Source organism: Ruegeria sp. AM2, from assembly GCF_056540685.1.
In genome coordinates, this window is the sequence record NZ_JBQFXE010000006.1 from 32,832 (window position 1) to 54,933 (window position 22,102).

Sequence of the window (22,102 nt, forward strand, 5' to 3'; positions counted from 1 at the left end):
GAGAGTGGGGAAAACCCTGCCGGTTTACGAAGCGCCTGAAATGCACGGGGATTCCAAAATATGTCGACTATGACTGACCCGCCGAAAGCTGACTTTCGGTTGTCTATGCTCATAAACGATACCCGCTATCGCTCACTGACGTTTCAGGTGATCGCGGCCGTCGTTATTGCGCTTTCAATCTGGTATCTGGGTAACAACCTGATCCAGAACCTCCGGGCCGCTGGCCTCAATATTTCTTATTCCTTCCTTGGCGACCCGTCGGGGTACGATATCAACCAGCGTTTGATTGACTATGACAGCCAGTCCTCGCATGGTCGGGCGGCGGTTGTAGGCATCCTCAACACCTTGCTGGTTGCGTTTCTGGCCTGCATTACCGCAACAGTCTTTGGTGTAATCGCCGGGGTTTTGCGCCTGTCGAACAACTGGCTCGTTTCAAAACTGATGGCGGTCTATGTCGAGATTTTCCGGAATATTCCGGTCCTGATCTGGATCATTATCATTTTCACCATCATGACGGCCGTGCTGCCGGGCCCGCGTGAGTTCCGGGGGGATAATCCAACCTCAAGCATGGTTCTGGATCTCTTCGCGTTTACCAACCGTGGCGTTTACGTCCCGCGCCCGGACTTCTCCAACGGGTTGTTCAGTTCGACATTCCTGAACTGGATCGTGGTACTTGCAGTTCTTGCCGGGTCCTGGTTCGTCTCGAAAGAGATCGAAAAACGAGCCACGCATAGGCAGGAGGAAACGGGTGAACGTCCGAAGACCTTGCTGCCCAAACTGGCGGTTTGGCTAGGTCCTCTTGTCATCCTGATGTTCCTTATGGGGCTGACTTGGAATGTCCCCGAACTGAAGGGCTTTAACTTTAGCGGTGGTATCAAGGTTGGTGGTCCGCTGATTGCACTGTGGTTTGCGTTGTCGATCTATACCGGCGCGTTTATCGCGGAAAACGTGCGGGCGGGTATTCAGGCGATCAGCAAGGGTCAGACCGAGGCCGCCGCAGCGCTGGGCCTTCGTCCCGGTCGGATCATGAACCTTGTGATCCTGCCTCAGGCCCTGCGGGTGATCATCCCGCCGTTGATCTCGCAATATCTGAACATCACCAAGAACTCGTCTCTGGCAATCGCGGTCGGCTATGCGGATATCACCGCAACGCTAGGTGGCATCACGCTGAACCAGACCGGACGTGCAATCGAATGTGTTCTGTTGCTGATGCTGTTCTATCTGACAGCCTCGCTACTGATCTCGATGGTGATGAACGTCTATAACGCGTCCGTCAAGTTGAAGGAGCGCTAAGCCATGGCTGATCAAACAACCAATCCGATCGCCTTCGTGGCCGAGGGCACCATCCCGCCGTCTCCGCCACCCGCAAATGAAACGGGTGTCGTCAAATGGCTGCGCCAGAATCTGTTCTCGGGCGTGACAAACACGATCCTGACACTTGTCTCGCTGGTGCTGATCTACCTGATCCTTCAGAACACGTTGCCGTGGATTTTGAACGGGGTCTGGAACGCGAACTCTCTGGCGGAATGCCGTGAGATTCTTGCTGGCAAGACGGGCGCCTGTTTCGCGGTTCTGACGGAACGCTGGCCCCAGCTGATCTATGGCTTCAAATACCCGGATGAAGCCTACTGGCGCCCGAATCTGGCCTTTGTACTGATGCTGGTGGCGTTGGCGCCGGTTCTGTTCTTTGACCTGCCGCGCAAACTGCTGGTGTTCACAGCGCTTTACCCTTTCATTGCCTTTTGGCTGATCTGGGGTGGCACCATTCTGGTTCCGATCGTGGCGCTGGTTGGCTGCGTGGCCGGCGGTGCCGTATTCCAGAAATTCGGCAAGAACAGCTTTGCGGCTGGCTTCTTCGGCGCCATCATCGTTGCGCTGGTCGTTTGGAAGGTTGGTGGCGCGCTGATCCCGGAAGGGGCGTCAGAGAATGCAATGCTCTCTGCCGTTCCCAGCCGTGATCTGGGTGGTTTCATGCTGAACATGATGCTTGGGCTAACCTGTGTGTCTTTGTCGGTCCCTCTGGGGATCGCGTTGGCCTTGGGTCGTCAATCGACCATGCCGCTGATCAAATGGGTCTGTGTCATCTTCATCGAATTCATCCGTGGCGTGCCTCTGATCACGCTGCTGTTCGTGGCTTCGGTGATGCTGTCGTATTTCTTCCCGCCTGAAAGCACGGTCGACCTGTTCCTGCGCGTTGTGATCATGATCACCATGTTCTCAGCCGCCTATATCGCCGAGGTGATCCGCGGCGGTCTGGCAGCGCTTCCACGTGGACAGTACGAAGCGGCAGACAGCCTTGGTCTGGATTACCCGCAGGCGATGCGTCTGATCATCCTGCCGCAGGCTCTGAAGATCTCGATCCCCGGTATCGTGAACGTGGCCGTTGGCCTGTTCAAGGACACCACACTGGTTTCGGTCATTTCGATGTTCGATCTGGTGGGCATGATCCGGGGGCCCATCCTGGCGTCGACCGAATGGAACGGCGTCTATTGGGAGCTTCTGGGCTTTGCCGCGCTTCTGTTCTTCGTCGTCTGCTACGGCATCTCTCAATATTCTCAGTGGCTCGAGCGTCGCCTTGCCACCGATCATCATTAAGGAGTTCAACACATGTCTGAACTTGCAATCGAACGCGAAATCGACCGCTCGAAGATGCAGGTGAGCGACGAGGTCGCCATCGACATCAACGCAATGAACAAGTGGTACGGGTCCTTCCACGTGCTGCGTGACATCAATCTGACCGTCAATCAGGGCGAGCGGATTGTTATTGCCGGCCCATCGGGCTCGGGCAAGTCCACCCTGATCCGCTGCCTGAACGCGCTGGAAGAACACCAGCAGGGCAAGATCGTGGTGGACGGGATTGAACTGTCGAATGACCTGAAAAACATCGACAAAATCCGGTCCGAGGTTGGCATGGTGTTCCAGCACTTCAACCTGTTCCCGCATCTGACCATTCTGGAGAACTGCACGCTGGCCCCGATCTGGGTGCGTAAGACGCCCAAGAAAGAGGCCGAAGAGCGCGCGATGCATTTCCTGGAAAAGGTGAAGATCCCCGAGCAGGCGGACAAGTACCCCGGTCAACTTTCAGGCGGTCAGCAGCAGCGTGTGGCGATTGCGCGATCCTTGTGCATGATGCCGCGGATCATGTTGTTCGATGAACCGACCTCGGCGCTGGACCCCGAGATGATCAAAGAGGTGCTCGACACCATGATCGAACTGGCCGAGGAAGGCATGACCATGCTGTGCGTGACCCACGAGATGGGCTTTGCCCGTCAGGTCGCCAACCGCGTGATCTTTATGGATGCCGGTCAGATTGTGGAACAGAACGAACCCGAAGAGTTCTTCAACAACCCAAAAAGCGAGCGGACCAAGCTGTTCCTCAGCCAGATTCTGGGGCACTGATTTCGGTACGATTTTGGAAAGGCGGGGCTGTGGCCTCGCCTTTTTCTATGGCGTCAACTCGCGTGGAATGGCGAAGCCCAAAACCTCGCCACTGCCCCATTGAATATCGGCCCAATCGGTGATCGGAAACCGGATCACCGTTGTTGCGCAAGTGGGGTAGTCGTGAAAACGGGCGTGGTTGGGGGTGTCGCGTAGGATGCGGTTGGCAAACCCGGCAATGCCGGGATTGTGGCCCAGCATAAGCACAGTGGGTTCCGTGGCCCCCGACAGCTCGATCAGCATGTCTTCGGGTGCCGCATGATACAGGCAGCGATGAAAGCAGATTTTCTCGGCCTTCAGCCCCATACGGTCCCAAGTCTCACGGGTCCGGGCCGAGGTTGAACTCAGCACCTCATCCGGTAGCCAGCCGTTGTCCTGCAGCCAACCGGAAATCGCCTGTGCCGATCTGCGCCCGCGTTTGGTCAGGGGGCGGTCGTGATCCTCGAGCATCGGATCGTCCCAACTGGATTTGGCGTGGCGGGTCAGGATCAGGGTCAGGCTCATGAAGGGTGAAAGGCTTTCATATGATGGGCGGATTGCTCTGGGTCGCGACCAGCGCCCGCGCTAAGCGGACAGGATAGGCGGGCGAGGCAGCCACCGGTCATGCAGGTTTGTCCTTGCTCGGTCGACAGGTGGTCATGGCAGATCGCGACGTCGTAGAAACTCTGACTGTTCAGCGCGCCGACCGGACAAGCCGTCGTGCATGGGGCAGGGCAGCTCGTACAGGGAGACAGAGCCGTTGCTTCCGGGATGGTGAACTCTTCGCAGAAATGTAGCGCGCCGCGGAGTGAGATCATCATACCAACGGTGTCATGTACCAACGCGCCGACCGGGCTGCTGAATGTGCGCCCAGACTTTAAGGCCCAGTCTATAAAGGGCGCATAGGGCGGCCCGCCGAACGGGAAGTGCGCCTGCGCACCGAGGTCTTGCGCCAATTGCCCGACAACCCGGCTGGACCAACGGTCCACAGGGTCAGCGCCCGACCATTCTGTTGAGGCCTTCAATACTGGCCAGAACCCCGGACCTGCACCCAAAAGGATCAACGTACCGCCGTCCAGTTGCTGCGCCTCCACCACGCGAGGATGCAGCGCTCCCATGACAATAAGCCCGGCATCATGCGCCGCGCGTTCGACGATGTCATAGGTGTCACAAGAGGAGGGCAGGGTGTGTCCGGTCATGTCTCCTCGGGTCTTGGGTCAATCTGGGCGGATCAGGGACCCGGCCCCGTGTTCGGTGAACAGCTCTAGCAATACTGCGTTGGGCGCGCGCCCGTCCAGGATCACGACCGCCCGCACGCCGCTGTGCAAAGCGTCCAGCGCTGTTTCGGTTTTGGGGATCATACCGCCCGCAATCGTGCCTTCCAACGTCATCTCGCGGATCTGACCGGCTTTCAACTCGGTCACCACCTCTCCGGCGGCATTCTTGACGCCTGAGACATCGGTCAGCAGCAGCAGGCGATCGGCTTTCAGCGCCGAGGCAATCGCGCCGGCTGCCGTGTCGCCGTTGACGTTGAAGGTCTCGCCTTCGCGGCCCGCCCCCAAAGGAGCAATCACCGGAATCACGTCATGCGCAAACAGATCGTGCAGGATTTTTGGGTTCATTTTTGAGGGCGATCCCACAAATCCCAATGACGCATCCGTCTGATCGCAAATCATCAGGTTCGCGTCCTTGCCAGACAAGCCCACGGCCGAGCCGCCCTGACCATTGATGGCCTGCACGATGCGCTTGTTGACCACGCCAGACAATACCATCTCGACCACTTCGACGGTGGCTTTGTCGGTGACACGCTTGCCGCCGACAAAATCGGATTGAATATCCAGCTTGTCCAGCATCGCGTTGATCATCGGCCCGCCGCCATGCACAACTACCGGGTTCACGCCAACCTGGCGCATCAACACGACATCGCGCGCAAAGCTCTCCATCGCTTCGTCGCTGCCCATGGCGTGCCCGCCCAGCTTGATGACGACGATTGCGCCGTCATACCGCTGCAGGTAGGGCAGTGCGCTGTTCAGTGTGGCGGCGGTGGCGATCCAGTCCCGGTTCATGTCTCGTGTCTTCATGGCTTAGGTCCCTCTGACGTTCCGTGTTAGGGCCTTTGCGTGGTGCTGCCAAGGGTGAAGCTATTCCAGATGCGCAATGATCGAGCGCAGGGTCGGAATACCGTCGCCCTTTTCGGACGAAGTCAGCACGATTTCCGGGAAGGCGGCGGGGTGCTTGGACAAAGCGCCGCGCACCTGATCCAGAACCTTTTCGCGCTCGTTGGCTTTGACCTTGTCGGCCTTGGTCAGCACGCATTGGAACGTCACGGCGCTGGTGTCCAACAGCTTCATGATCTCGGCATCCACCGGCTTGACCCCGTGGCGCGCGTCGATCAGCACGAAAGCTCGGCGCAGGGTTTGACGACCGCTCAGATACTGTTTCAGCAGCCGCTGCCACTTCTCGACGACCTTGACCGGTGCATTGGCATAGCCATAGCCGGGCAGGTCGACCAGATAGAGGTCCGGGCCTTGGGTGAAGAAGTTGATTTCTTGTGTGCGGCCCGGTGTGTTCGAGGCGCGCGCCAGCCCCTTGGTGCCGGTCAGAGCATTGATCAGGCTTGATTTGCCAACGTTCGAACGGCCCGCAAAGCAGACCTCAAGCCGGTCGGGGGGTGGCAGGCCATCCATGGCGACAACGCCTTTGACGAATTCGGACTGCCCGGCAAAGAGTTTTCGACCGGTTTCCGCCGACAAATCATCGGGATCTGGCACCAAGGGAAAGGGCAGGGCCGTCATAGCACTTGGACCTTGTCACCGGGCTTGACTTCGCCCGCGCGGATGACTTCGGCATAGACACCGAAATCCTGGTGACCCCAATGGCTCAACGCCCCCAGCGTATCTGCGTCGCGGATGCCAGTATCGGGGTTCGCTGTCGTAGCCAGACAGCGTGTGATCCGTTCACGTACGTGCAGAATTGCCTCACCGATCTGGACGTCGCGCCCAAGCCATTCGAACTCTTCCCACAGCGGAAGGCCATCGAACCAGATGTTGCCGCGCCAGCGATAGGTTGAAAGGTCCTGACCAAGCCTTTGTTCTACCGCGCGATGCGACGCCATGTTGTTCAGGCTGATCGATGGAAAATCGCTGTCGGTCATGCCGCGCCCCGGCACCCGAACGATCCGGGCCGAGGCCGCCCGATCCGTGGGCATCAGCGGTTTGACCCAGTCCAGAAATGCCTGCTGTTCGCTGTCAGGGGCAAAGGTCAGGTCCGGCCTCTCCGGATGCGACAGTGTCAGCGTTTCGCCGGCCGATTGCGCCGAAATTGCCATCAGCTTCGGGGCTTTGGCAACACGGCTGAAATTGGCACAGGGCACCCATTCCGAGCCATCAGCCTTGGAGGCTTCGTGCGCGACCGCCCATACGCGATCCCCGGGCATGGTCTGCCCGGGGTTTAACATGATGGTCTGCACGATCTCGCGACCATGGCTCTTGATCGGGTGCCGACACAGGCTGATGACTTCACCGGTCATTTGTCATCCGTCTTGGGCGTGCGCTTGAACCCGGATTTTATGTTGCCGAACACGTCAGGCTTATACCCCTGGCTGCGCATGATCAGATATTGCTGCGTGAACGTGATTGTGTTGTTCGCGATCCAGTAGACGACCAGACCACTTGCAAACCCACCCAGCATGAACATGAAGACCCATGGCATCCAGGCAAAGATCATCGCTTGCGTGGCGTCGGTTGGGGCTGGGTTCAACTTTTGTTGCAGCCACATCGAAATCCCAAGCAGCAGCGGCAGGATTCCGATAAAGACCAACGCCAGCAGCGTATCCGGTTGCGGACCGGCCCATGGTAACCAGCCAAAAAAGTTCAGGATCGAGGTCGGATCCGGCGCGCTGAGGTCCTGGAACGGGCCAAACCAAGGGGCCTGTCGCAGTTCGATTGTGACGAAAATCACCTTATACAGCGAGAAGAAGATCGGAATCTGCATCAAGATTGGCAAACAGCCCGCAGCGGGGTTCACCTTTTCTTTCTTGTACAGCTCCATCATGCCTTGCTGCATCTTCTGACGGTCGTCGCCCGCAGCCTCTTTCAGGGCCTCCATCTGCGGTTGAAGCTCTTTCATCTTCGCCATCGAGACGTAGGATTTGAAGGCCAACGGGAACAGGATTGCCTTGATGATCAGGGTCAGGCCGATGATCGACCAGCCCATGTTGCCGATCAGAACGTTGATGTTATGCAGCAGCCAGAAAATCGGCTTGGTCAGGAAGAAGAACCAGCCCCAATCGATGCTGTCGATGAATTTCTGAACACCCTCGGCCTGGTACTCGCGAATGGCCTCCCATTCTTTCGCACCAGCAAACAGTCGTGTTGTGACCTGTTCGGTCGCCCCCGGCGCTACGGTCAGCGTCGGCAGAACGGTCTCGGTCTGATAGATTTTGCGACGCGCGTCGTATTTCGCGGCAGCCTTGAACGCGGACCCCGGCTCGGGGATCAGCGTGGTCATCCAATAGTGGTCGGTGAACCCGATCCAGCCGTCCTGCTTGACCTGATAGACCTCGGCCTGGGCGCGCTCATTCGGGTCGATGTCGAAATCGCGCACATCGCCATAGTCGACCTCGGCCAGAGTGCCGTCGGCCATGCCGATGACACCTTCGTGCAGGATGAAAAAGTTCTTCAGTCCGGGCAGGTCCCCATCTTCGCCGATACCGTGGCGGGCAAGGATGCCATAGGGGGCCATGCTGACTTCGGACCCGGTGGTGTTTTCGACCGATTGCGTGACCGTGAACATGTAATCGGCGTCAATGGCGATGGTGCGGCGGAAAGTCAGGCCTTTGCCATTGTCCCAGGCCAGGGTCACAGGGGTGTCCACCCCGAGCGTTTCACCCTGTTGCAGCGACCAGATGGTGTTTGGTCCGGGAACATCCTCACCCGCGACACCCGCACCGGGGGCCCAGCCGTACAAGGCATAGTAGGCAGAATCGGACCCGACCGGCGACAGCAATTCCACAATGGGCGCGCCTTCATCGATCGATACCTTGTAGTCTTTCAGGAACAGCTCATCGATGCGGCCTCCGGACAATGACAGGCTGCCGGACAGGCGCGGCGTGTCGATCGGCACGCGCGGTGCTTCTGCTTCGGTCTGAACCTCGTCGGCGGCCACCGTTGCCTCACCCACGGTGCCGGAATCAGCGGCGCTTGGCGTTTGCAGCGCTTCGCCTTCGGCGGCTGCAATTTCGGCTTGTTCCGACACGGTTGTTTGCTCCGGCGGAGGGAACAAAACGAACCACACGAGGATCACCAAAAAGCTGAGCGCGGTTGCGAGGATGAGGTTCTTGTTCTGATCGTCCATCTGGGACAGCTACCTTGAGCAGTGAAACACACCCGCTGGGTTCAACAGAGTGCAGCCCCAAAGGTCAAGTGGATTCGCCCAGAATTAACCTCGACACTGCGACAGGCATGCTGAAACCACAGTTTATCCCGCTTTGCCTCCGATTTTAGGGGCACCCTTCATCTTCGCGCGATGCGATGCGATCCAGGCGGACGTCTTTTCGAAGGGCATTGGTTTGCCAATACCGAAACCTTGAACATGGTTGCTGCCCAACTGTGCCATCAGCGCATGTTCGCCGGGGGTTTCAACGCCTTCGGCCAGTGTTTCAACATTCAGCCGTTCAGCCATGGTCAGGATGGCGCTGACCAACTGTTGTTGGCTTGGGTCCTTATCCGCCTTCGCGACAAAGGTCCTGTCGATTTTAATCCGAGACACGTTAAACCGCTTGATCGAGGCAATTGACGCATGCCCGGTGCCGAAATCATCCAGATCAATGCAGCATCCCATTTCGGCCATGGTTGTGACATTGCGGGTGACGACATCTTCCGGCCCACGGGCAAAAACAGTCTCCAGAATTTCGATGGCAAGCCGATCTGGTGTAAGGTCGAACTGATCCAGTTCCCATTTCAGTCGATCCGTCAGGCCGGGGTTGCGCAGCTCATCCGGCGAGAAATTCACCCCAACCCGAGGAACCACGAGCCCGGCGCGATCCCACGCGCGCATCGCCTCAAATGCGCGGTGCCGCATGGTTTGGCCCAGCCGTTCCATAAGCTCTGCCTGTTCCGCGAAGGGCAGGAAGATCTGGGGGCCAAGGACGCCCTTGGTCGGATGCTCCCACCGGGCTAGCGCCTCGAAACCTGTGATCTCCCCCGTATCCGTGGATTGCTGTGGCTGAAACCAGGGGCGAATTTCACCATTCTCCAGCGCAGCCTCAAAATCCTTGCGCAGATTGGCGCGGACCAGCGATCTGCGCCTTGTGTCGGAAGAAAAGGCGCGGATCGTCGAAGGTCCGGTTCTTTGCGCCTCTGCCAAAGCGGCTGTGGCCGCTTCGATCCAGTCCGGAGCATCAGCATCCGGCAGGTTTGACAACTGGCAGAACCCGACCGAGCAAGACAGATAGACGCTTGCCCCGTTCAGCGTGATCGGCTCCTCAATCGCGCCTTGAATGCGACCGGACATCTGAATGCAGGCCTCAAGATCCAGATTGGCCGAGGGTGCCATCCCGATCAAAAATCTGTTCTGGCCCAATTGGGTAAAAAGGTCCTGGCTGCGGATGATCCCCAGGATGCGTTCGCTGAATTGAATCGAGAGGTGACTGGCGGCCACCTGCCCGTGCAGATCCAGCATGCCAATAAAATCATCCAGCGATACCGCGATGCAGGCCGCGTGTTCGCCGGACCGGCGCGCCGCGTCCTGCAGCGCTTGCAATTCCGTTTTGAAGACATCGTTGGGCACTGCCCCGCTGGGTCTGACCCCTTTGCTTGTTGCTGTATAGGACCGGCTGCCCAGAAGACCGGTGGCCGCAAAGGCATGCGGAAGGCCTAGCGCGGCGCCAGCCAACGCAGTTTCTCCACCCAGCCAAAACGAAGCCAGGCAGACCGCCGGTACAAATGCCAATGCCTGAGGGCCGGTCAAAGCAGTGCGTGACGTGTTGAGAATACGTTCGACAGAAAAGTGTTTCCGCATCGGTTCCTACGGCCTTTGACTTGGGCGGGGATCGCTCAACCCGACCCTAGGGAACCATTCTGAGTCAGTCGTTAACGCAACTGCGGAATTTCGTCTGAATTTTCATCTATTTGACTCGGCTTTAACGCCAATCCAGCGAAATCGAACAATTTCGGATCCAGCAGATGTGAAGGCCTTGCATTGGTCAAAGCCCGGAACATGACCTGCCGCCGGCCCGGCGCGTTCTTTTCCCACTGGTCCAGAATTTGCTTGACCTGTTGGCGTTGCAGCCCGTCCTGACTGCCACACAGATCGCACGGGATGATCGGATAGTTCATCGCCTTGGCAAATTTCTCGCAATCTGCTTCGGCCACATGAGCCAGCGGGCGGAAGACGAACAGATCGCCTTCTTCGTTTACCAGTTTCGGCGGCATCGTCGCCAGACGTCCGCCGTGGAACAGGTTCATGAAGAAGGTTTCGAGGATATCGTCGCGGTGATGGCCCAGAACCACGGCCGAACAGCCTTCTTCGCGGGCTATTCGGTACAGGTTCCCCCGCCGCAGCCGCGAACACAGCGCGCAATACGTCCGGCCCTGAGGCACCTTGTCCATGACGACGGAATAGGTGTCCTGATATTCGATGCGGTGGGGCACCTCCATGCGCTGCAGAAACTCAGGCAGAACCGTTGCGGGAAAGCCCGGCTGTCCCTGATCCAGATTGCAGGCCAGAAGGTCGACGGGCAACAGGCCGCGCCACTTCAATTCGTACAGCACAGCCAACAGCGTGTAGCTGTCCTTGCCACCCGACAAGCAGATAAGCCAGCGCGGGGGGGTGCCATCCTTGGCATGGGCAGAAGGGTCCACCATCCCGTATTGCTCGATCGCTTCGCGGGCCTGGCGCACGATGCGTTTGCGCAGCTTCTTGAACTCGGTGGTCGAAGGCGCGCCAGCAAAAAGCGGGTGGATATCGTTGGCTTCATCAAACATGCGCCGTGGTTACAGCCGATCGGGAAGCCGGGCAAGCGCGTTGAGGCGGATTTTGGGGCTGCGATGTCCTGTGCTAAAAGGACGTCATTCATCGAGGAGAGTATTATGGACTATGCCTTTGTTGCCCGCGGCAAAAGCGGAGACGGATTTTCGAACGAACCGGCGGCCAGCCACTTCCTGGAAATCCCGGTAGGCGACGACGATATGAAATTGTCGCACAAGATCACAAAGCGAGAGTGGCGCGACAAGGTCATGCTGGCCGCGCAGGGTGGAACGCCAAATCCCAATACCGAAGGGGACATCGTGTTCTACGTGCACGGGTTCAACAACTCACAGGCCGAGGTTCTGTCGCGGCACCGCAAGATCAAATCGGGATTGCAGGCGCACGGGTTCAATGGGGTTGTTGTCAGTTTTGACTGGCCCAGCGCGGATTCGGCGCTGAATTATCTGGAAGACCGGATGGACGCCAAGCAATCCGCCTTTCGTCTTGTTAAGGATGGTGTCGCGATGTTTTCCGAGATGCAAAGGCCCGAGTGCCGGGTTGACCTGCACGTTCTAGCGCATTCGATGGGCAGTTACGTCGTACGCGAAGCCTTTGATGACGCCGATGACCGGGCCCGGATCGCCAGCAAAAGCTGGTCGGTCAGTCAGGTCATGCTGGTTGCGGGGGATTTGTCTGTGGGCTCGCTTGACCCGGATAGCTCAAAATCGTCTTCGCTGTACCGGCACTGTGTGCGATTGACGAACTACTACAACACCATGGATGACGTGCTGTCGATCTCGGCGGTGAAACGGATCGGGGTCGCGCCACGCGTCGGGCGGAACGGGATGAACAAGCCGTTTCACAGCAAGGGCGCAAATGTCTATTGCGGAGCGCGGTTCAAGCAGGGTGGGTTCGATGACGGTATCAACTCTGGTCACACGTTCTATTTCGACGATCCGTTGTTCCTTGAAGACGTGTTTCACACCATTTCCGGAAAACTGGATCGAGAAGAAATCCCTACCAGAACGCACACGACGCAGGGCAACCTAGCCTTACGGCCCGGCTGAGTCGCTCTTAGGCATCGGAACCGGTTTTTGACTTAGGCGACTCGCCTGGTACGGGATCATACCCGTCTCCGCCCCAGGGATGGCAGCGACCAATTCGGCGCGCTGCCAGCCACGCCCCTTTGATGGCTCCGTGTTTTTCCAAAGCTTCCAACGCGTAGGCCGAACAGGTGGGTTGATACCGGCAATTGAACCCAACCCAGGGGCTGAAGATCAGGCGATATGCCCGCACGGGCAGGGCAAACACGTGAGACAGCAGGGTCATGTCCGCTCACCATGCAGTTTGCGCAACGCATGGCGCAGATCGTCCAGCAGCGCCTCGAACGGACGCTCTGCGGTCACATTGGCGCGTCCAATCAGCACATAATCCCAACCTGCACGTCCCATCTGGGGCAATACGGCGCGCGCGGCCTCGCGCAGCCTGCGCTTGGCCCGATTGCGCGCAACGGCGTTGCCGACCTTTTTCGAGCAGGTGAAGCCAACCCTGATGCCCGGCGCTTCGTCAGGCGCGCGTTTGCGGGCCTGAACCATCACGGACGGTGTGCCTTGCCTGCGGGCGCGGGCGGCTTTCAGAAAATCGGATCGCTTTTTGAGGACGTTCAGAGTACCGGTCGCACAAACAGAAACCGCCGGGGGCGTTCCCCGGGGGTGGTTCTTACCATCCTCAGGGGCCTCCGGCGGCGTCATGTTCATAACCTGACTGGTCGAGCGGTTTACGCGCTCAACGATTTGCGGCCACGAGCGCGGCGCGCGTTCAGGATTTTGCGGCCGGCCTTGGTGGCCATGCGCGCGCGGAAACCGTGGCGGCGTTTGCGAACCAGGTTCGAAGGCTGATAGGTGCGTTTCATCGCTCCGTCTCCAATCTATTGCGGTCGGGTGCGGCGCGGATTCGCCTAGCCCTAGTGTTCGAAGCCCGTCCTCTACTGGGTCGTCGGGCCTAAGTCAAACCCCTAGGTGGGTGTTTTGCCGCCTTTTGCAACAATTCTGTAGCAGCATCTCGCAAAAGGTTTCAAAAAGGCGGCATTCCGGCCCCGAACCCTCACATTACCTGCCGTAAATATCAACGCAGCGTGATGACCCTGTTGCCGGAGCGTCTGGCAGCGCATGTTATGGGCAGAATGAAACAAAGAAAACCGGACAGCCCCATGAGCGATACAACTCAGGCCCCGCGCAGCGGGTTTGCGCGACATATTCCTTTGCTGGTGATCCTCACCGTCGCTGCGGCAGGGTTCTTTACGCTGGGTGATTACCTGACGTTTGAGACCTTGCGCGACAATCGCGAGTCGCTGCTGGCTTGGCGTGATGCGAATTACTGGGCCATGGCGGGTGCGTTTGTGGCGATCTATATCGTCATCGTGGCATTCTCGCTGCCCGGCGCCGCCGTCGCCTCGATGACCGGAGGGTTTCTGTTCGGTCTGTTCGCAGGCACGGTATTCAACGTCGTCGCAGCTACTATTGGTGCCTCGGCAATCTTTCTGGCGGCCCGTTGGGGTTTGGGTGAGTCGTTGACGGCCAAGCTGGAATCATCCGAAGGCACGGTTAAGAAGCTCAAGGACGGGCTGCGTGAGAATGAAATCTCGGTCCTCTTCCTGCTGCGGCTCGTGCCCGTCGTGCCGTTCTTTGTGGCCAACCTTGTACCCGCGCTTGTGGGCGTGAAATTCCGCAACTTCCTGTTTACAACCGCGCTTGGCATCATCCCTGGCGGCATCGTCTACACCTGGATCGGGGTTGGATTGGGCGGCGTGTTCGACCGGGGCGAAACCCCAGACGTCTCGCTGCTGTGGGAGCCGTTTGTGATCGGCCCGATCATTGGCTTGTGTGTGCTGGCGGCGTTGCCGATAGTCATCAAAGCCGTGCGCGGTAAAAAGGACGCCTGATCTCATGCAAAACGTGAAAACAGATATCCTGGTGATCGGGGCCGGGTCGGGTGGCCTGTCTGTTGCAGCCGGTGCCAGCCAGATGGGCGCAGATGTGATCCTGCTGGAAGGCCACAAGATGGGTGGCGATTGCCTGAACTTTGGCTGCGTGCCGTCGAAGGCTCTGATCGCCAGCGGCAAAGCAGCGTATGGGCAGGCGCATTCATCCGCGCTGGGTGTGGCAGATGTGGTGCCTCAGGTTGACTACGCCGCCGCCAAGGACCACGTCCGCGACGTAATCGCGCAAATTGAGCCAATGGACAGCCAAGAGCGGTTCGAAGGGTTCGGCGTCAAAGTCATCCGCGAATTTGGTCACTTCGTTTCGCCCACTCAGGTACAGGCGGGCGACACCCTTATCACCGCGCGGCGCGTCGTGATCGCGACAGGCTCATCCCCGTTGGTTCCGCCGATCCCAGGTTTGGATCAGGTGCCATATTACACCAACGAAACGATCTTTGACCTGCGGGACAAGCCCGAACATTTGCTGATCATCGGCGGTGGCCCCATCGGGATGGAGATGGCACAGGCCCATATCCGTCTGGGCAGCAAAGTCACCGTGATCGAAGGTATGCAGGCGCTGGGCAAGGACGACCCCGAGGCGGCTGCGATTGTGCTGGACAGCCTGAAGGCAGAAGGCGTGGATATCCACGAACAAGCCATGGTGGCCCAGATCCGCGGGGTTGAAGGCAAGGTCGAGGTTGTGACTGAAACCGGAGAGATTTTCTCGGGCTCGCATCTGCTGCTTGCAGCGGGGCGCAAGGCCAATACCGACCGGCTGAACCTTGAGGCCGCGGGGATCGAACCCACGCGCACCGGGATCAAGGTCGATGATGCTCTGCGCACGACCAACAAGAAAGTCTATGCCATCGGTGATGTCGCGGGTGGAATGCAATTTACCCATGTCGCGGGGTATCACGCAGGGATCATCATTCGATCCGCCCTGTTTGGTCTGCCGTCCAAGGCAAAAACCGCGCATATCCCCTGGGCGACATATACCGACCCCGAATTGGCTCAGGTCGGTCTGACCGAGGCGCAAGCGCGCACCCAACATGGCGACAAGATGGAGGTCGCTCGGTTTGACTACCACCACAACGACCGCGCCATCGCCGAGCGGAAGACCAAAGGCTTTATCAAGGTCATGGTGGTCAAGGGCCGTCCGGTCGGTGCCACAATCGTAGGCCATCAGGCCGGAGAACTGATCAACTTGTGGTCGCTTGCGCTGGCCAATAACCTGAAGATGGGACAGATCGCCGCGATGGTTTCCCCCTATCCGACGATCGGAGAGCTTAACAAACGGGTGGCGGGCGCTTATTTCTCGCCAAGGCTGTTTGAGAATCAAACGGTTAAACGGGTGGTTGGGTTTGTCCAACGGTGGATTCCCTGACCTGAGGAGGAGCGCAACGTGAACTCGCTGTCGGGCCGATTTCTGATCCTGACCACGGTCTTCGTCATGTTGGCCGAGATTTTGATCTTTGTCCCCTCGATCGCGCGGTTTCGCGAGGATTTTCTTCTGAACCGACTGGAACGGGCGCAGATCGCCTCTCTGGCGCTGCTGGCTGATGATATGCTGGCCGATGATCTTGAGGCCGAGCTGCTGGCCAACGCGGGTGTCTACAACGTCGTGCTGCGCCGCGATGAGGTCCGTCAGCTGATGCTGTCGTCGCCCATTCCCGATCAGATTACCAAAACCTACGATCTGAGGGAGGCCAGCGCCTGGGTTCTGATCCGCGATGCCACGATCCGCCTCTTTACACCGGGAAATGAGATCATTCGCGTCATTGGCGCTCCGGTCAAGGAGGCTGGATTGCTGATCGAAGTTACCACAGACAGTGACCCGTTGCGCATGGCGATGACCGACTATGGCCTTCGCATTCTCGGCCTGTCCTTTGTCATTTCGATTATCACTGCTTCATTCCTGTTTCTGGCGGTTCGGGTTGTGCTGGTGCGTCCGATCAAAGGTGTCGTTGGCTACATGCAGCGCTATGCAAGCGCACCGGAAGACGCGCGCGGCATTATTTCGCCCAACTCGAAGGTGACCGAATTGCGCGAAGCGGAAGAGGCGCTGCAGATGCTACAGACCGATCTGACGCAAGCCTTGAAACAACGAGAGCGATTGGCGCAACTTGGCGGTGCGGTCGCAAAGGTCAGCCACGACTTGCGCAATATCCTGACCTCAGCCCAACTGTTTACCGATCGAATTGAAGCAAGCGACGATCCACTGGTGCGCAGGATGGCCCCGAAGCTTGTCAATTCAATTACCCGCGCCGTGTCTTTATGCGAAAGCACTCTGGCCTTCGGCCGGGCAGAAGAACCCGCACCGACGCTTACCATGGTTCTGGTTCGCGATGTGGTGTCCGACGTGGTGGCAAGCGAACGACTGGCGATTGCTGATGCCTGTTTCGAGATTGTTAACGAAGTCCCTGAGGGCCTTGTGGCGCGGGCGGACCCTGAACAGTTGTTCCGCGTGATCATGAACCTTGTGCGAAACGCGCGACAGGCGCTCGTTACATCGGGAAAGCCCGGCCAGATCACCGTGTCGGCCTCAGAACACGAGGCGGACTGGCGGATCGAGATCAGCGATACTGGTCCGGGTCTGCCCCCCAAGGCGCGCGAGAATCTGTTCACTCCGTTTCAGGGCGGCGTCCGCAAAGGGGGTTCGGGTCTTGGGCTCGCAATCTCTCAGGAACTGGTGCGCGGCCATGGTGGGGATCTGCTGCTGAAAGACACCGGTCCCAAGGGAACCACCTTTGAAATAAGGCTGCCACGCGGCGACGGGACTTTTTGAGAAAATTTTGCAGAATCCGCTTGCACGCGCGGAAAGCCGGGTCTACATAGCGCCTCACCAACGCGGACCGATAGCTCAGCTGGATAGAGTACTTGACTACGAATCAAGGGGTCGGGGGTTCGAATCCTCCTCGGTCCGCCACTTGGTGCTGAAAACATTGAATAAATTCCCATCAGTGTATTCCTGCCCCTGATCTGCCACTAAAATCAAATCGCTTGCCGGTTCTGCGGCCCGATACCCGATTGAGTCGGAATGTCGCACCCCACCCCACGGCCTCACCCGGACGCAGCGCAGTTTTGTTTATACCCCATGCTTACCAAGCGCGGGGTATTTGGACTTTTTGACTAGTGTGTCAGACGAAACGAGGGCAGATGTTCTGCGAGGCTATTTGGACGTGTGTAAGATAGCACGGCAAACAGGCAAAGGTGGCGAATTCTGCATCTTACTCAAATGAGGTATGGTTAAGAGCCGAAGTCTACCAATAGCTCTGGACGCAGTGCCCCGGCACGTCCGAACAGACTATTGCCAGACCGAAAATCCGCAGTCCTCGGAAACTAACGCTGAAACATGCCTTCAATTGAAAGCTATTCTTGGTCAATATCGATACCCATGAACGCTCGCGTGGGGACTAGATGATCAATTTGAAACCAACAATTTTACAGATTGAGAAACTCCTCGAAGAAAATACTGAAGCGAGTGTGACTTATGCCGCCCTTGAGTGCCGTCTGGCTATCGAAAGAATTTGCTATGAACGTCTCCGTTTAGCGCATGACTACATTTCACACGATGATCTGAAGAAATGGCAGCCGAGTGATATTGTGAAGACGCTCATTCAAGAGGTTGACGCCAATGCCGCCGAGACCTTTACGTTATCTATCGCGCGGGAACCCATGCCAGAAGGTTCCCCTCCGCCAACTCTCGAGGATTACAAGGCGATGGAGTGGCTTCCCGTCGGCACCCAAGTCGGCTTTGCACCCAACAAACTTGGAAAGCTATGGAACGGACTTGCAAAACTCGCGCTGCATGTCAAAACCCCAACCTCGAAAGATGCGACCGTTAGACAATACGGCGACATTCAAGCGATTGCGTCCAAGGTCAAACAGGCACTTGCGGAAATAAACCGAGTTTCCGAAGGCACATTGATGTCTTCTGGCATGGGCGAGACAGTTTCTTTTCAATGTCGCTGTGGTTCAAAGAACAAACGACGGCTTGAGTTGTTGACTGACGGGCAGACCATCAATTGCATAAATCCTGATTGTGATGAAAGCTATAGCTTCGTGCAGTCTGACATGTCTTTCGGGCGCAGAACCTTTGAGATTGTCTGTCGCACCTGTGGAACATCCTGCGACATTCCTAAGCGGGTGGTTGAAAAGCTCAGGACTGATCAACACATTCACTTCGATTGTGACGGCTGCGGCGAGACCATTTATGTGTCGTGGCGTCCCATGCAAGCGCAGCGAACAAAGCCGCCCGAAAATGGTTGAAGTGGCTGTCTGATCGACCGCCCGTTGAATGCCCAATTTAGGCTTGCAGCCGACATTGAAAAGGGAAAAACAAGCGGCAGAAAAATCTGCTCAGCGAACCTTGGGCCAGCTTGTTGCTTCGTCCGAAAACATAATTGATGTATGATATTTGTGTGCACCTATGCCGTTGGATTGGGCTCGCTTTTAGCTTTCCCGCTATGGGTCGATTTCGGTAAATACAACCTTTGTTCTAGTAGACCGCCAGAAATAGACCTGTGCTGAATACGGCGACGTCCGCAGCTGGTGCGGCTGTGCTTGGCGGCGGCACACTGGCGCAGGAATTCGGGTCCAGCGTGAACGAATTCTTTGCTGAACAAGGCGTGTCGCCCCGGACGCCAGAGGAAGCCGAAGCCCTGATCCGCAATCCGGAATTCATGGCGGCTGCATCCCGGCGCGGCCTCGGACGTGGCGTCGTGATCGCGCTTGCGGAAATGGCCGGGCAAGGTGCAGCTGCAACCCAGCTGTTCAAAGGCCCGGTCAAGGAAGCGGGCAAAGACGTGACCGCGCAAATGGCGGCGGGTGCTGGTGGCGAAGCTACAGCCCGAGCGGCCACCGGCCAAGAAATGTCCGCCCGCGAAATCGTAACCGAGGCGTTGGCTGAGGGCGTCGGAACGCCCGTCGAAGTCGGCGCTACCGTCTATCAATCGCGGAAGAACGCACGGCAAGCTAATCAAATCCCTGCATTGCCGCCGGTCTATGTTTTGGACGGCGAAAGTGCCGGTCAGGTTGGGAGTTCGAACGACGAACCTGTAAGTGCACCAACGGGGTTTCCTGACGCAACCCGTCCAGCGCAAACTATGAGGCATGGGGCCGGTATTTAAGGGAATCTAAGCGCCGGGCAACTGCGGACGTCTGACGTGCAGCCTCTTGAAGCGTCAACGAAAGTTCCTGACACCACCCGGCTTTGACAAACTACGTTTGAGGCCGACGCTTCGCAACCAGCAACTGCACGCTTGGGGCATGAAGGTCGGTTGCCTTTGCGTGAGCGGATCAATTCGGTGAGTGATCCAGCAGACCGTTTAGCGTTGCATCAACAATGGTTCAACGATGTACAGACTGACGTGTTAAAGCGGGTGTCTCACCCTCAGTTGAGAACGCATGAACGACGAACCAGCACCAAGCGGATGCAAGAGGTATTGAACGAGTTGCAGGCCGCAATGCGCGCGCCGGTGCCTGATACAATGCTGATTGAAGACCGCATGAACTGGTTGGAGATGAAATTAACGAACGACCGCCGTGCGACTGCTTTGGATCGGATGGAACGCCATACATCGCTTCTGCTACCTCACGCTGCTACAAAACGCTTGCTTGAACATCGACTTAACAACCCTGCTTTCGGTTCGCCGGACGAACAAGCGAACCTAACGTGAAACCTGCGGGTGATTGAGGCACTCGATCGGGCTGACGAGACCCCAAAAAGTACGCTGCATCAGACCAAATCAACGCCAAGTTAAAGTGTGATTTGGGTGCGCTTGATGAGGAGTTCGCCGTCAAGCGAAAGCCGCGCAACTGATTGTTGTGGAATAGCATTTGACTGACGCTAGGAATTGAGTTGGTGTGTGGTGATAGCCCACGACGCACTGATGGTCCTGTTAAGCTATGTTGGCGAGCGGATAGGGCGAAGCACAAATTGTACTTGAGGTTTTGATGCCCGTTTTTCTTCACGGCTTAGCGCTACAGTATTACCGGGGCATTGGCCCCGAAATGCAATACATCGCGCCTTTCAGCGATATGAACATCTTTGTTGGAGCTAACAACGCAGGTAAGTCAACTGTATTGAACTTTATCGCTGAGCAGCTAGTTTCACGCGATCATGGCGGGAGGTATAGCTCAAAGCTGTCTCCTGTTGAAGCTTATCAAGGCAAACCTAGCGGGAACTTGGCGTTCGCTCTGGGCATTCCGAAAAAGAAAGTTGTAGAGGCTGCGATTGCGACCTGCGAGAGTGAATCGGTTGGGTCCGGTGGCATAAAGGTGATCCGACAGGTTGTGGATGCGCTTTCCGAGAGTGAGGCTTTTTGGTTTGTGCCGCCCACTTCGGCTGATAGAGATGCCAAACCGTTGCGCACAAAAATCCCAGAAGAAAAGTACAAAGGACTTCACACGGGGTCGTTGCAGCGGGTCGGCTGGGCTTTGACAAAAGCTCGCCGATCTAACCCCGATGATATGGTATATGCGCTCGCGTATCACTTCCACGCGATGTCAGAACCTGTCGATGCGACCATCAGCCTAATCCCGGCAAAGAGAGTGCTAGGCCCCAAGACAGATGAATTTGAAGGCTTTGGAGGCAAAGGGCTGATCAATCGTCTAGCTGAACTTCAAAACCCCAGCTTGCACAAGTTGGACGACAGAAAACGCTTTAGGAAAATCAACGACTTCCTGCGCGATGTGACGGATAAGCCAGATGCACAGATAGAAATCCCGCACGACAAAGAACACGTGCATGTTCATATGGACGACAAAATCTTGCCTCTGTCGTCACTGGGTACCGGCATCCATGAGGTCGTTCTGATTGCTTCGTACTGCACGCTTCAAGAAAACGCGATTGTTTGTATTGAAGAACCAGAAATCCACCTACATCCACTGCTGCAAAGAAAGTTGATCGAATACCTAAAAGAAAACACTGAGAACCAGTATTTCATAGCCACGCATTCTGCTGCGTTTATCGACAGCGCAGACGCCTCAGTGTTCTACGTTGCCAATGACGGCAGCCAAACCCGTGTGCGAAACGTCAGCCTGAAAAAGGAAAGACGTCAGCTTTGCAGCGACCTCGGTTACAAGGCGTCGGACATAGTGCAGGCGAATGCTGTGATCTGGGTGGAGGGGCCGTCAGATCGCATCTATCTGCGCCATTGGATAAGCGCGGTCGATAGCTCTTTGAAGGAAGGCACGCACTATTCCATCATGTTCTATGGTGGACGCCTACTAAGCCATCTAAGCGCGGATGAGGAAGGCGTTGAGGGTTTGATAGATTTGCGCGCGCTGAACAGGCACAGCGCTGTTGTGATCGACAGCGATCTAGCGAATTCCGCAGGAACAATCCGGGAAACCAAACAGCGTCTTGTGGAAGAATTCGCGGACGCAGAGGGTTTGGCGTGGGTGTCGGACGGGCGAGAGATTGAAAACTACGTTGATCATGAAGTTTTGCAGGCAGCCGTTCAGCAAGTTCACGCAACTCGGTACTCTAAACCTCACAGAGGTGGGAAGTTCGACCATGCTCTGCATTTCCTACGCAAACGTACAAGAGGCGACACAGGCAAGGCGGATAATGAGCTTATCTTCAAGGACGCGGACAAGGTAAAAGTTGCGCGGCTGGTGTGTAAATCACCAGCCAACCTGGGCGTGCTTGATCTCAAAGAGCGAATGAGCGAGTTGGTAGAGTTCATTCGCGAAGCGAACTGATTTCAAGCTAGGTAGAAACTGCAAACTTCG

Annotated in this window: 22 protein-coding genes and 1 tRNA gene; 12 read left to right on the forward strand and 11 right to left on the reverse strand. The window is 57.2% G+C overall.

Features of this window, described 5'->3' with window-relative positions; translation table 11 throughout:
* Positions 1–60 precede the first annotated feature (60 nt).
* From ACR0CR_RS12825 to ACR0CR_RS12835, 3 genes are read left to right on the forward strand one after another with little or no spacing between them, the layout of a single operon-like run.
* Positions 61–1,293 (forward strand): amino acid ABC transporter permease, encoded by a 1,233-nt coding sequence (locus ACR0CR_RS12825; RefSeq protein WP_480599635.1) that lies wholly within the window; start codon positions 61–63, stop codon positions 1,291–1,293.
* Positions 1,294–1,296: 3 nt separating this feature from the next.
* A complete protein-coding gene (locus ACR0CR_RS12830) occupies positions 1,297–2,595 on the forward strand; it encodes an amino acid ABC transporter permease (protein ID WP_480599637.1) in 1,299 nt (432 codons plus the stop codon).
* Positions 2,596–2,607: 12 nt separating this feature from the next.
* Complete coding sequence (locus tag ACR0CR_RS12835; RefSeq protein ID WP_480599639.1) at positions 2,608–3,399, forward strand: amino acid ABC transporter ATP-binding protein; 792 nt, start codon at positions 2,608–2,610, stop codon at positions 3,397–3,399.
* Positions 3,400–3,444: 45 nt separating this feature from the next.
* Here ACR0CR_RS12835 and ACR0CR_RS12840 read toward each other — a convergent pair whose 3' ends face one another.
* The 8 genes from ACR0CR_RS12840 to ttcA all read right to left on the reverse strand — a co-directional run bounded on the left by ACR0CR_RS12840 (position 3,445) and on the right by ttcA (position 11,402).
* Positions 3,445–3,942, reverse strand: a complete 498-nt coding sequence (locus tag ACR0CR_RS12840) for a SixA phosphatase family protein (RefSeq protein WP_480599641.1) — start codon at positions 3,940–3,942, stop codon at positions 3,445–3,447.
* The gene (locus ACR0CR_RS12845; protein ID WP_480599643.1) at positions 3,939–4,616 is read right to left on the reverse strand and encodes a ferredoxin; all 678 of its coding nucleotides are present in this window, start codon (positions 4,614–4,616) and stop codon (positions 3,939–3,941) included. The genes ACR0CR_RS12840 and ACR0CR_RS12845 overlap by 4 nt, the downstream gene beginning before the upstream one ends.
* An 18-nt stretch (positions 4,617–4,634) precedes the next feature.
* A complete protein-coding gene (argB, locus tag ACR0CR_RS12850) occupies positions 4,635–5,498 on the reverse strand; it encodes an acetylglutamate kinase (protein WP_480599645.1) in 864 nt (287 codons plus the stop codon).
* Positions 5,499–5,558: 60 nt separating this feature from the next.
* Positions 5,559–6,212, reverse strand: coding sequence for a ribosome biogenesis GTP-binding protein YihA/YsxC (gene yihA / locus ACR0CR_RS12855; protein ID WP_480599647.1), 654 nt, complete (start codon positions 6,210–6,212; stop codon positions 5,559–5,561).
* Positions 6,209–6,946, reverse strand: a complete 738-nt coding sequence (locus ACR0CR_RS12860) for an MOSC domain-containing protein (RefSeq protein WP_480599648.1) — start codon at positions 6,944–6,946, stop codon at positions 6,209–6,211. Before ACR0CR_RS12860 ends, yihA begins: the two co-directional genes overlap by 4 nt.
* Entirely contained in the window at positions 6,943–8,772 is a 1,830-nt protein-coding gene (yidC, locus tag ACR0CR_RS12865) for a membrane protein insertase YidC (RefSeq protein ID WP_480599650.1), read from the reverse strand. Before yidC ends, ACR0CR_RS12860 begins: the two co-directional genes overlap by 4 nt.
* 123 nt (positions 8,773–8,895) lie before the next feature.
* Entirely contained in the window at positions 8,896–10,437 is a 1,542-nt protein-coding gene (locus ACR0CR_RS12870; protein ID WP_480599652.1) for a putative bifunctional diguanylate cyclase/phosphodiesterase, read from the reverse strand.
* A 71-nt stretch (positions 10,438–10,508) separates the two neighbouring features.
* Positions 10,509–11,402 carry a tRNA 2-thiocytidine(32) synthetase TtcA gene (ttcA, locus tag ACR0CR_RS12875; RefSeq protein WP_480599653.1) on the reverse strand — a complete coding sequence of 298 codons (894 nt, stop codon included), beginning with the start codon at positions 11,400–11,402 and terminating at the stop codon, positions 10,509–10,511.
* 105 nt (positions 11,403–11,507) lie between these two features.
* On the opposite strand from ttcA, the gene ACR0CR_RS12880 reads away from it, so the two are divergent.
* The gene (locus ACR0CR_RS12880; RefSeq protein ID WP_480599654.1) at positions 11,508–12,452 is read left to right on the forward strand and encodes an alpha/beta hydrolase; all 945 of its coding nucleotides are present in this window, start codon (positions 11,508–11,510) and stop codon (positions 12,450–12,452) included.
* A gap of 7 nt (positions 12,453–12,459) precedes the next feature.
* On the opposite strand, the gene yidD is transcribed toward ACR0CR_RS12880, so the two are convergent.
* From yidD to rpmH, 3 genes are read right to left on the reverse strand one after another with little or no spacing between them, the layout of a single operon-like run.
* Positions 12,460–12,714: a membrane protein insertion efficiency factor YidD gene (yidD, locus tag ACR0CR_RS12885; RefSeq protein ID WP_480599656.1), complete on the reverse strand. Its 255-nt coding sequence runs from the start codon at positions 12,712–12,714 to the stop codon at positions 12,460–12,462.
* A complete protein-coding gene (rnpA, locus tag ACR0CR_RS12890; protein WP_480599658.1) occupies positions 12,711–13,136 on the reverse strand; it encodes a ribonuclease P protein component in 426 nt (141 codons plus the stop codon). The genes yidD and rnpA overlap by 4 nt, the downstream gene beginning before the upstream one ends.
* Before the next feature lie 26 nt (positions 13,137–13,162).
* Positions 13,163–13,297 (reverse strand): 50S ribosomal protein L34, encoded by a 135-nt coding sequence (gene rpmH, locus ACR0CR_RS12895; RefSeq protein ID WP_005980833.1) that lies wholly within the window; start codon positions 13,295–13,297, stop codon positions 13,163–13,165.
* Between the two features lie 297 nt (positions 13,298–13,594).
* Here rpmH and ACR0CR_RS12900 point away from each other — a divergent pair, with 297 nt between their 5' ends.
* From ACR0CR_RS12900 to ACR0CR_RS12935, 8 genes are all read left to right on the forward strand, one after another.
* Entirely contained in the window at positions 13,595–14,326 is a 732-nt protein-coding gene (locus tag ACR0CR_RS12900) for a TVP38/TMEM64 family protein (protein WP_480599660.1), read from the forward strand.
* Positions 14,327–14,330: 4 nt separating this feature from the next.
* Positions 14,331–15,749 carry a dihydrolipoyl dehydrogenase family protein gene (locus ACR0CR_RS12905; protein ID WP_480599662.1) on the forward strand — a complete coding sequence of 473 codons (1,419 nt, stop codon included), beginning with the start codon at positions 14,331–14,333 and terminating at the stop codon, positions 15,747–15,749.
* 18 nt (positions 15,750–15,767) lie between these two features.
* Complete coding sequence (locus ACR0CR_RS12910; RefSeq protein ID WP_480599664.1) at positions 15,768–17,150, forward strand: sensor histidine kinase; 1,383 nt, start codon at positions 15,768–15,770, stop codon at positions 17,148–17,150.
* Positions 17,151–17,214: 64 nt separating this feature from the next.
* Positions 17,215–17,291: transfer RNA gene (locus ACR0CR_RS12915), tRNA-Arg, on the forward strand.
* 491 nt (positions 17,292–17,782) lie between these two features.
* A complete protein-coding gene (locus tag ACR0CR_RS12920; RefSeq protein ID WP_480599666.1) occupies positions 17,783–18,634 on the forward strand; it encodes a hypothetical protein in 852 nt (283 codons plus the stop codon).
* Between the two features lie 254 nt (positions 18,635–18,888).
* Positions 18,889–19,494: a hypothetical protein gene (locus tag ACR0CR_RS12925; protein ID WP_480599668.1), complete on the forward strand. Its 606-nt coding sequence runs from the start codon at positions 18,889–18,891 to the stop codon at positions 19,492–19,494.
* A 177-nt stretch (positions 19,495–19,671) separates the two neighbouring features.
* Positions 19,672–20,043 (forward strand): hypothetical protein, encoded by a 372-nt coding sequence (locus ACR0CR_RS12930; RefSeq protein ID WP_480599670.1) that lies wholly within the window; start codon positions 19,672–19,674, stop codon positions 20,041–20,043.
* 277 nt (positions 20,044–20,320) lie between these two features.
* On the forward strand, positions 20,321–22,072 hold the full coding sequence (locus tag ACR0CR_RS12935; protein WP_480599672.1) for an AAA family ATPase: 1,752 nt from the start codon (positions 20,321–20,323) through the stop codon (positions 22,070–22,072).
* Positions 22,073–22,102 lie beyond the last annotated feature (30 nt).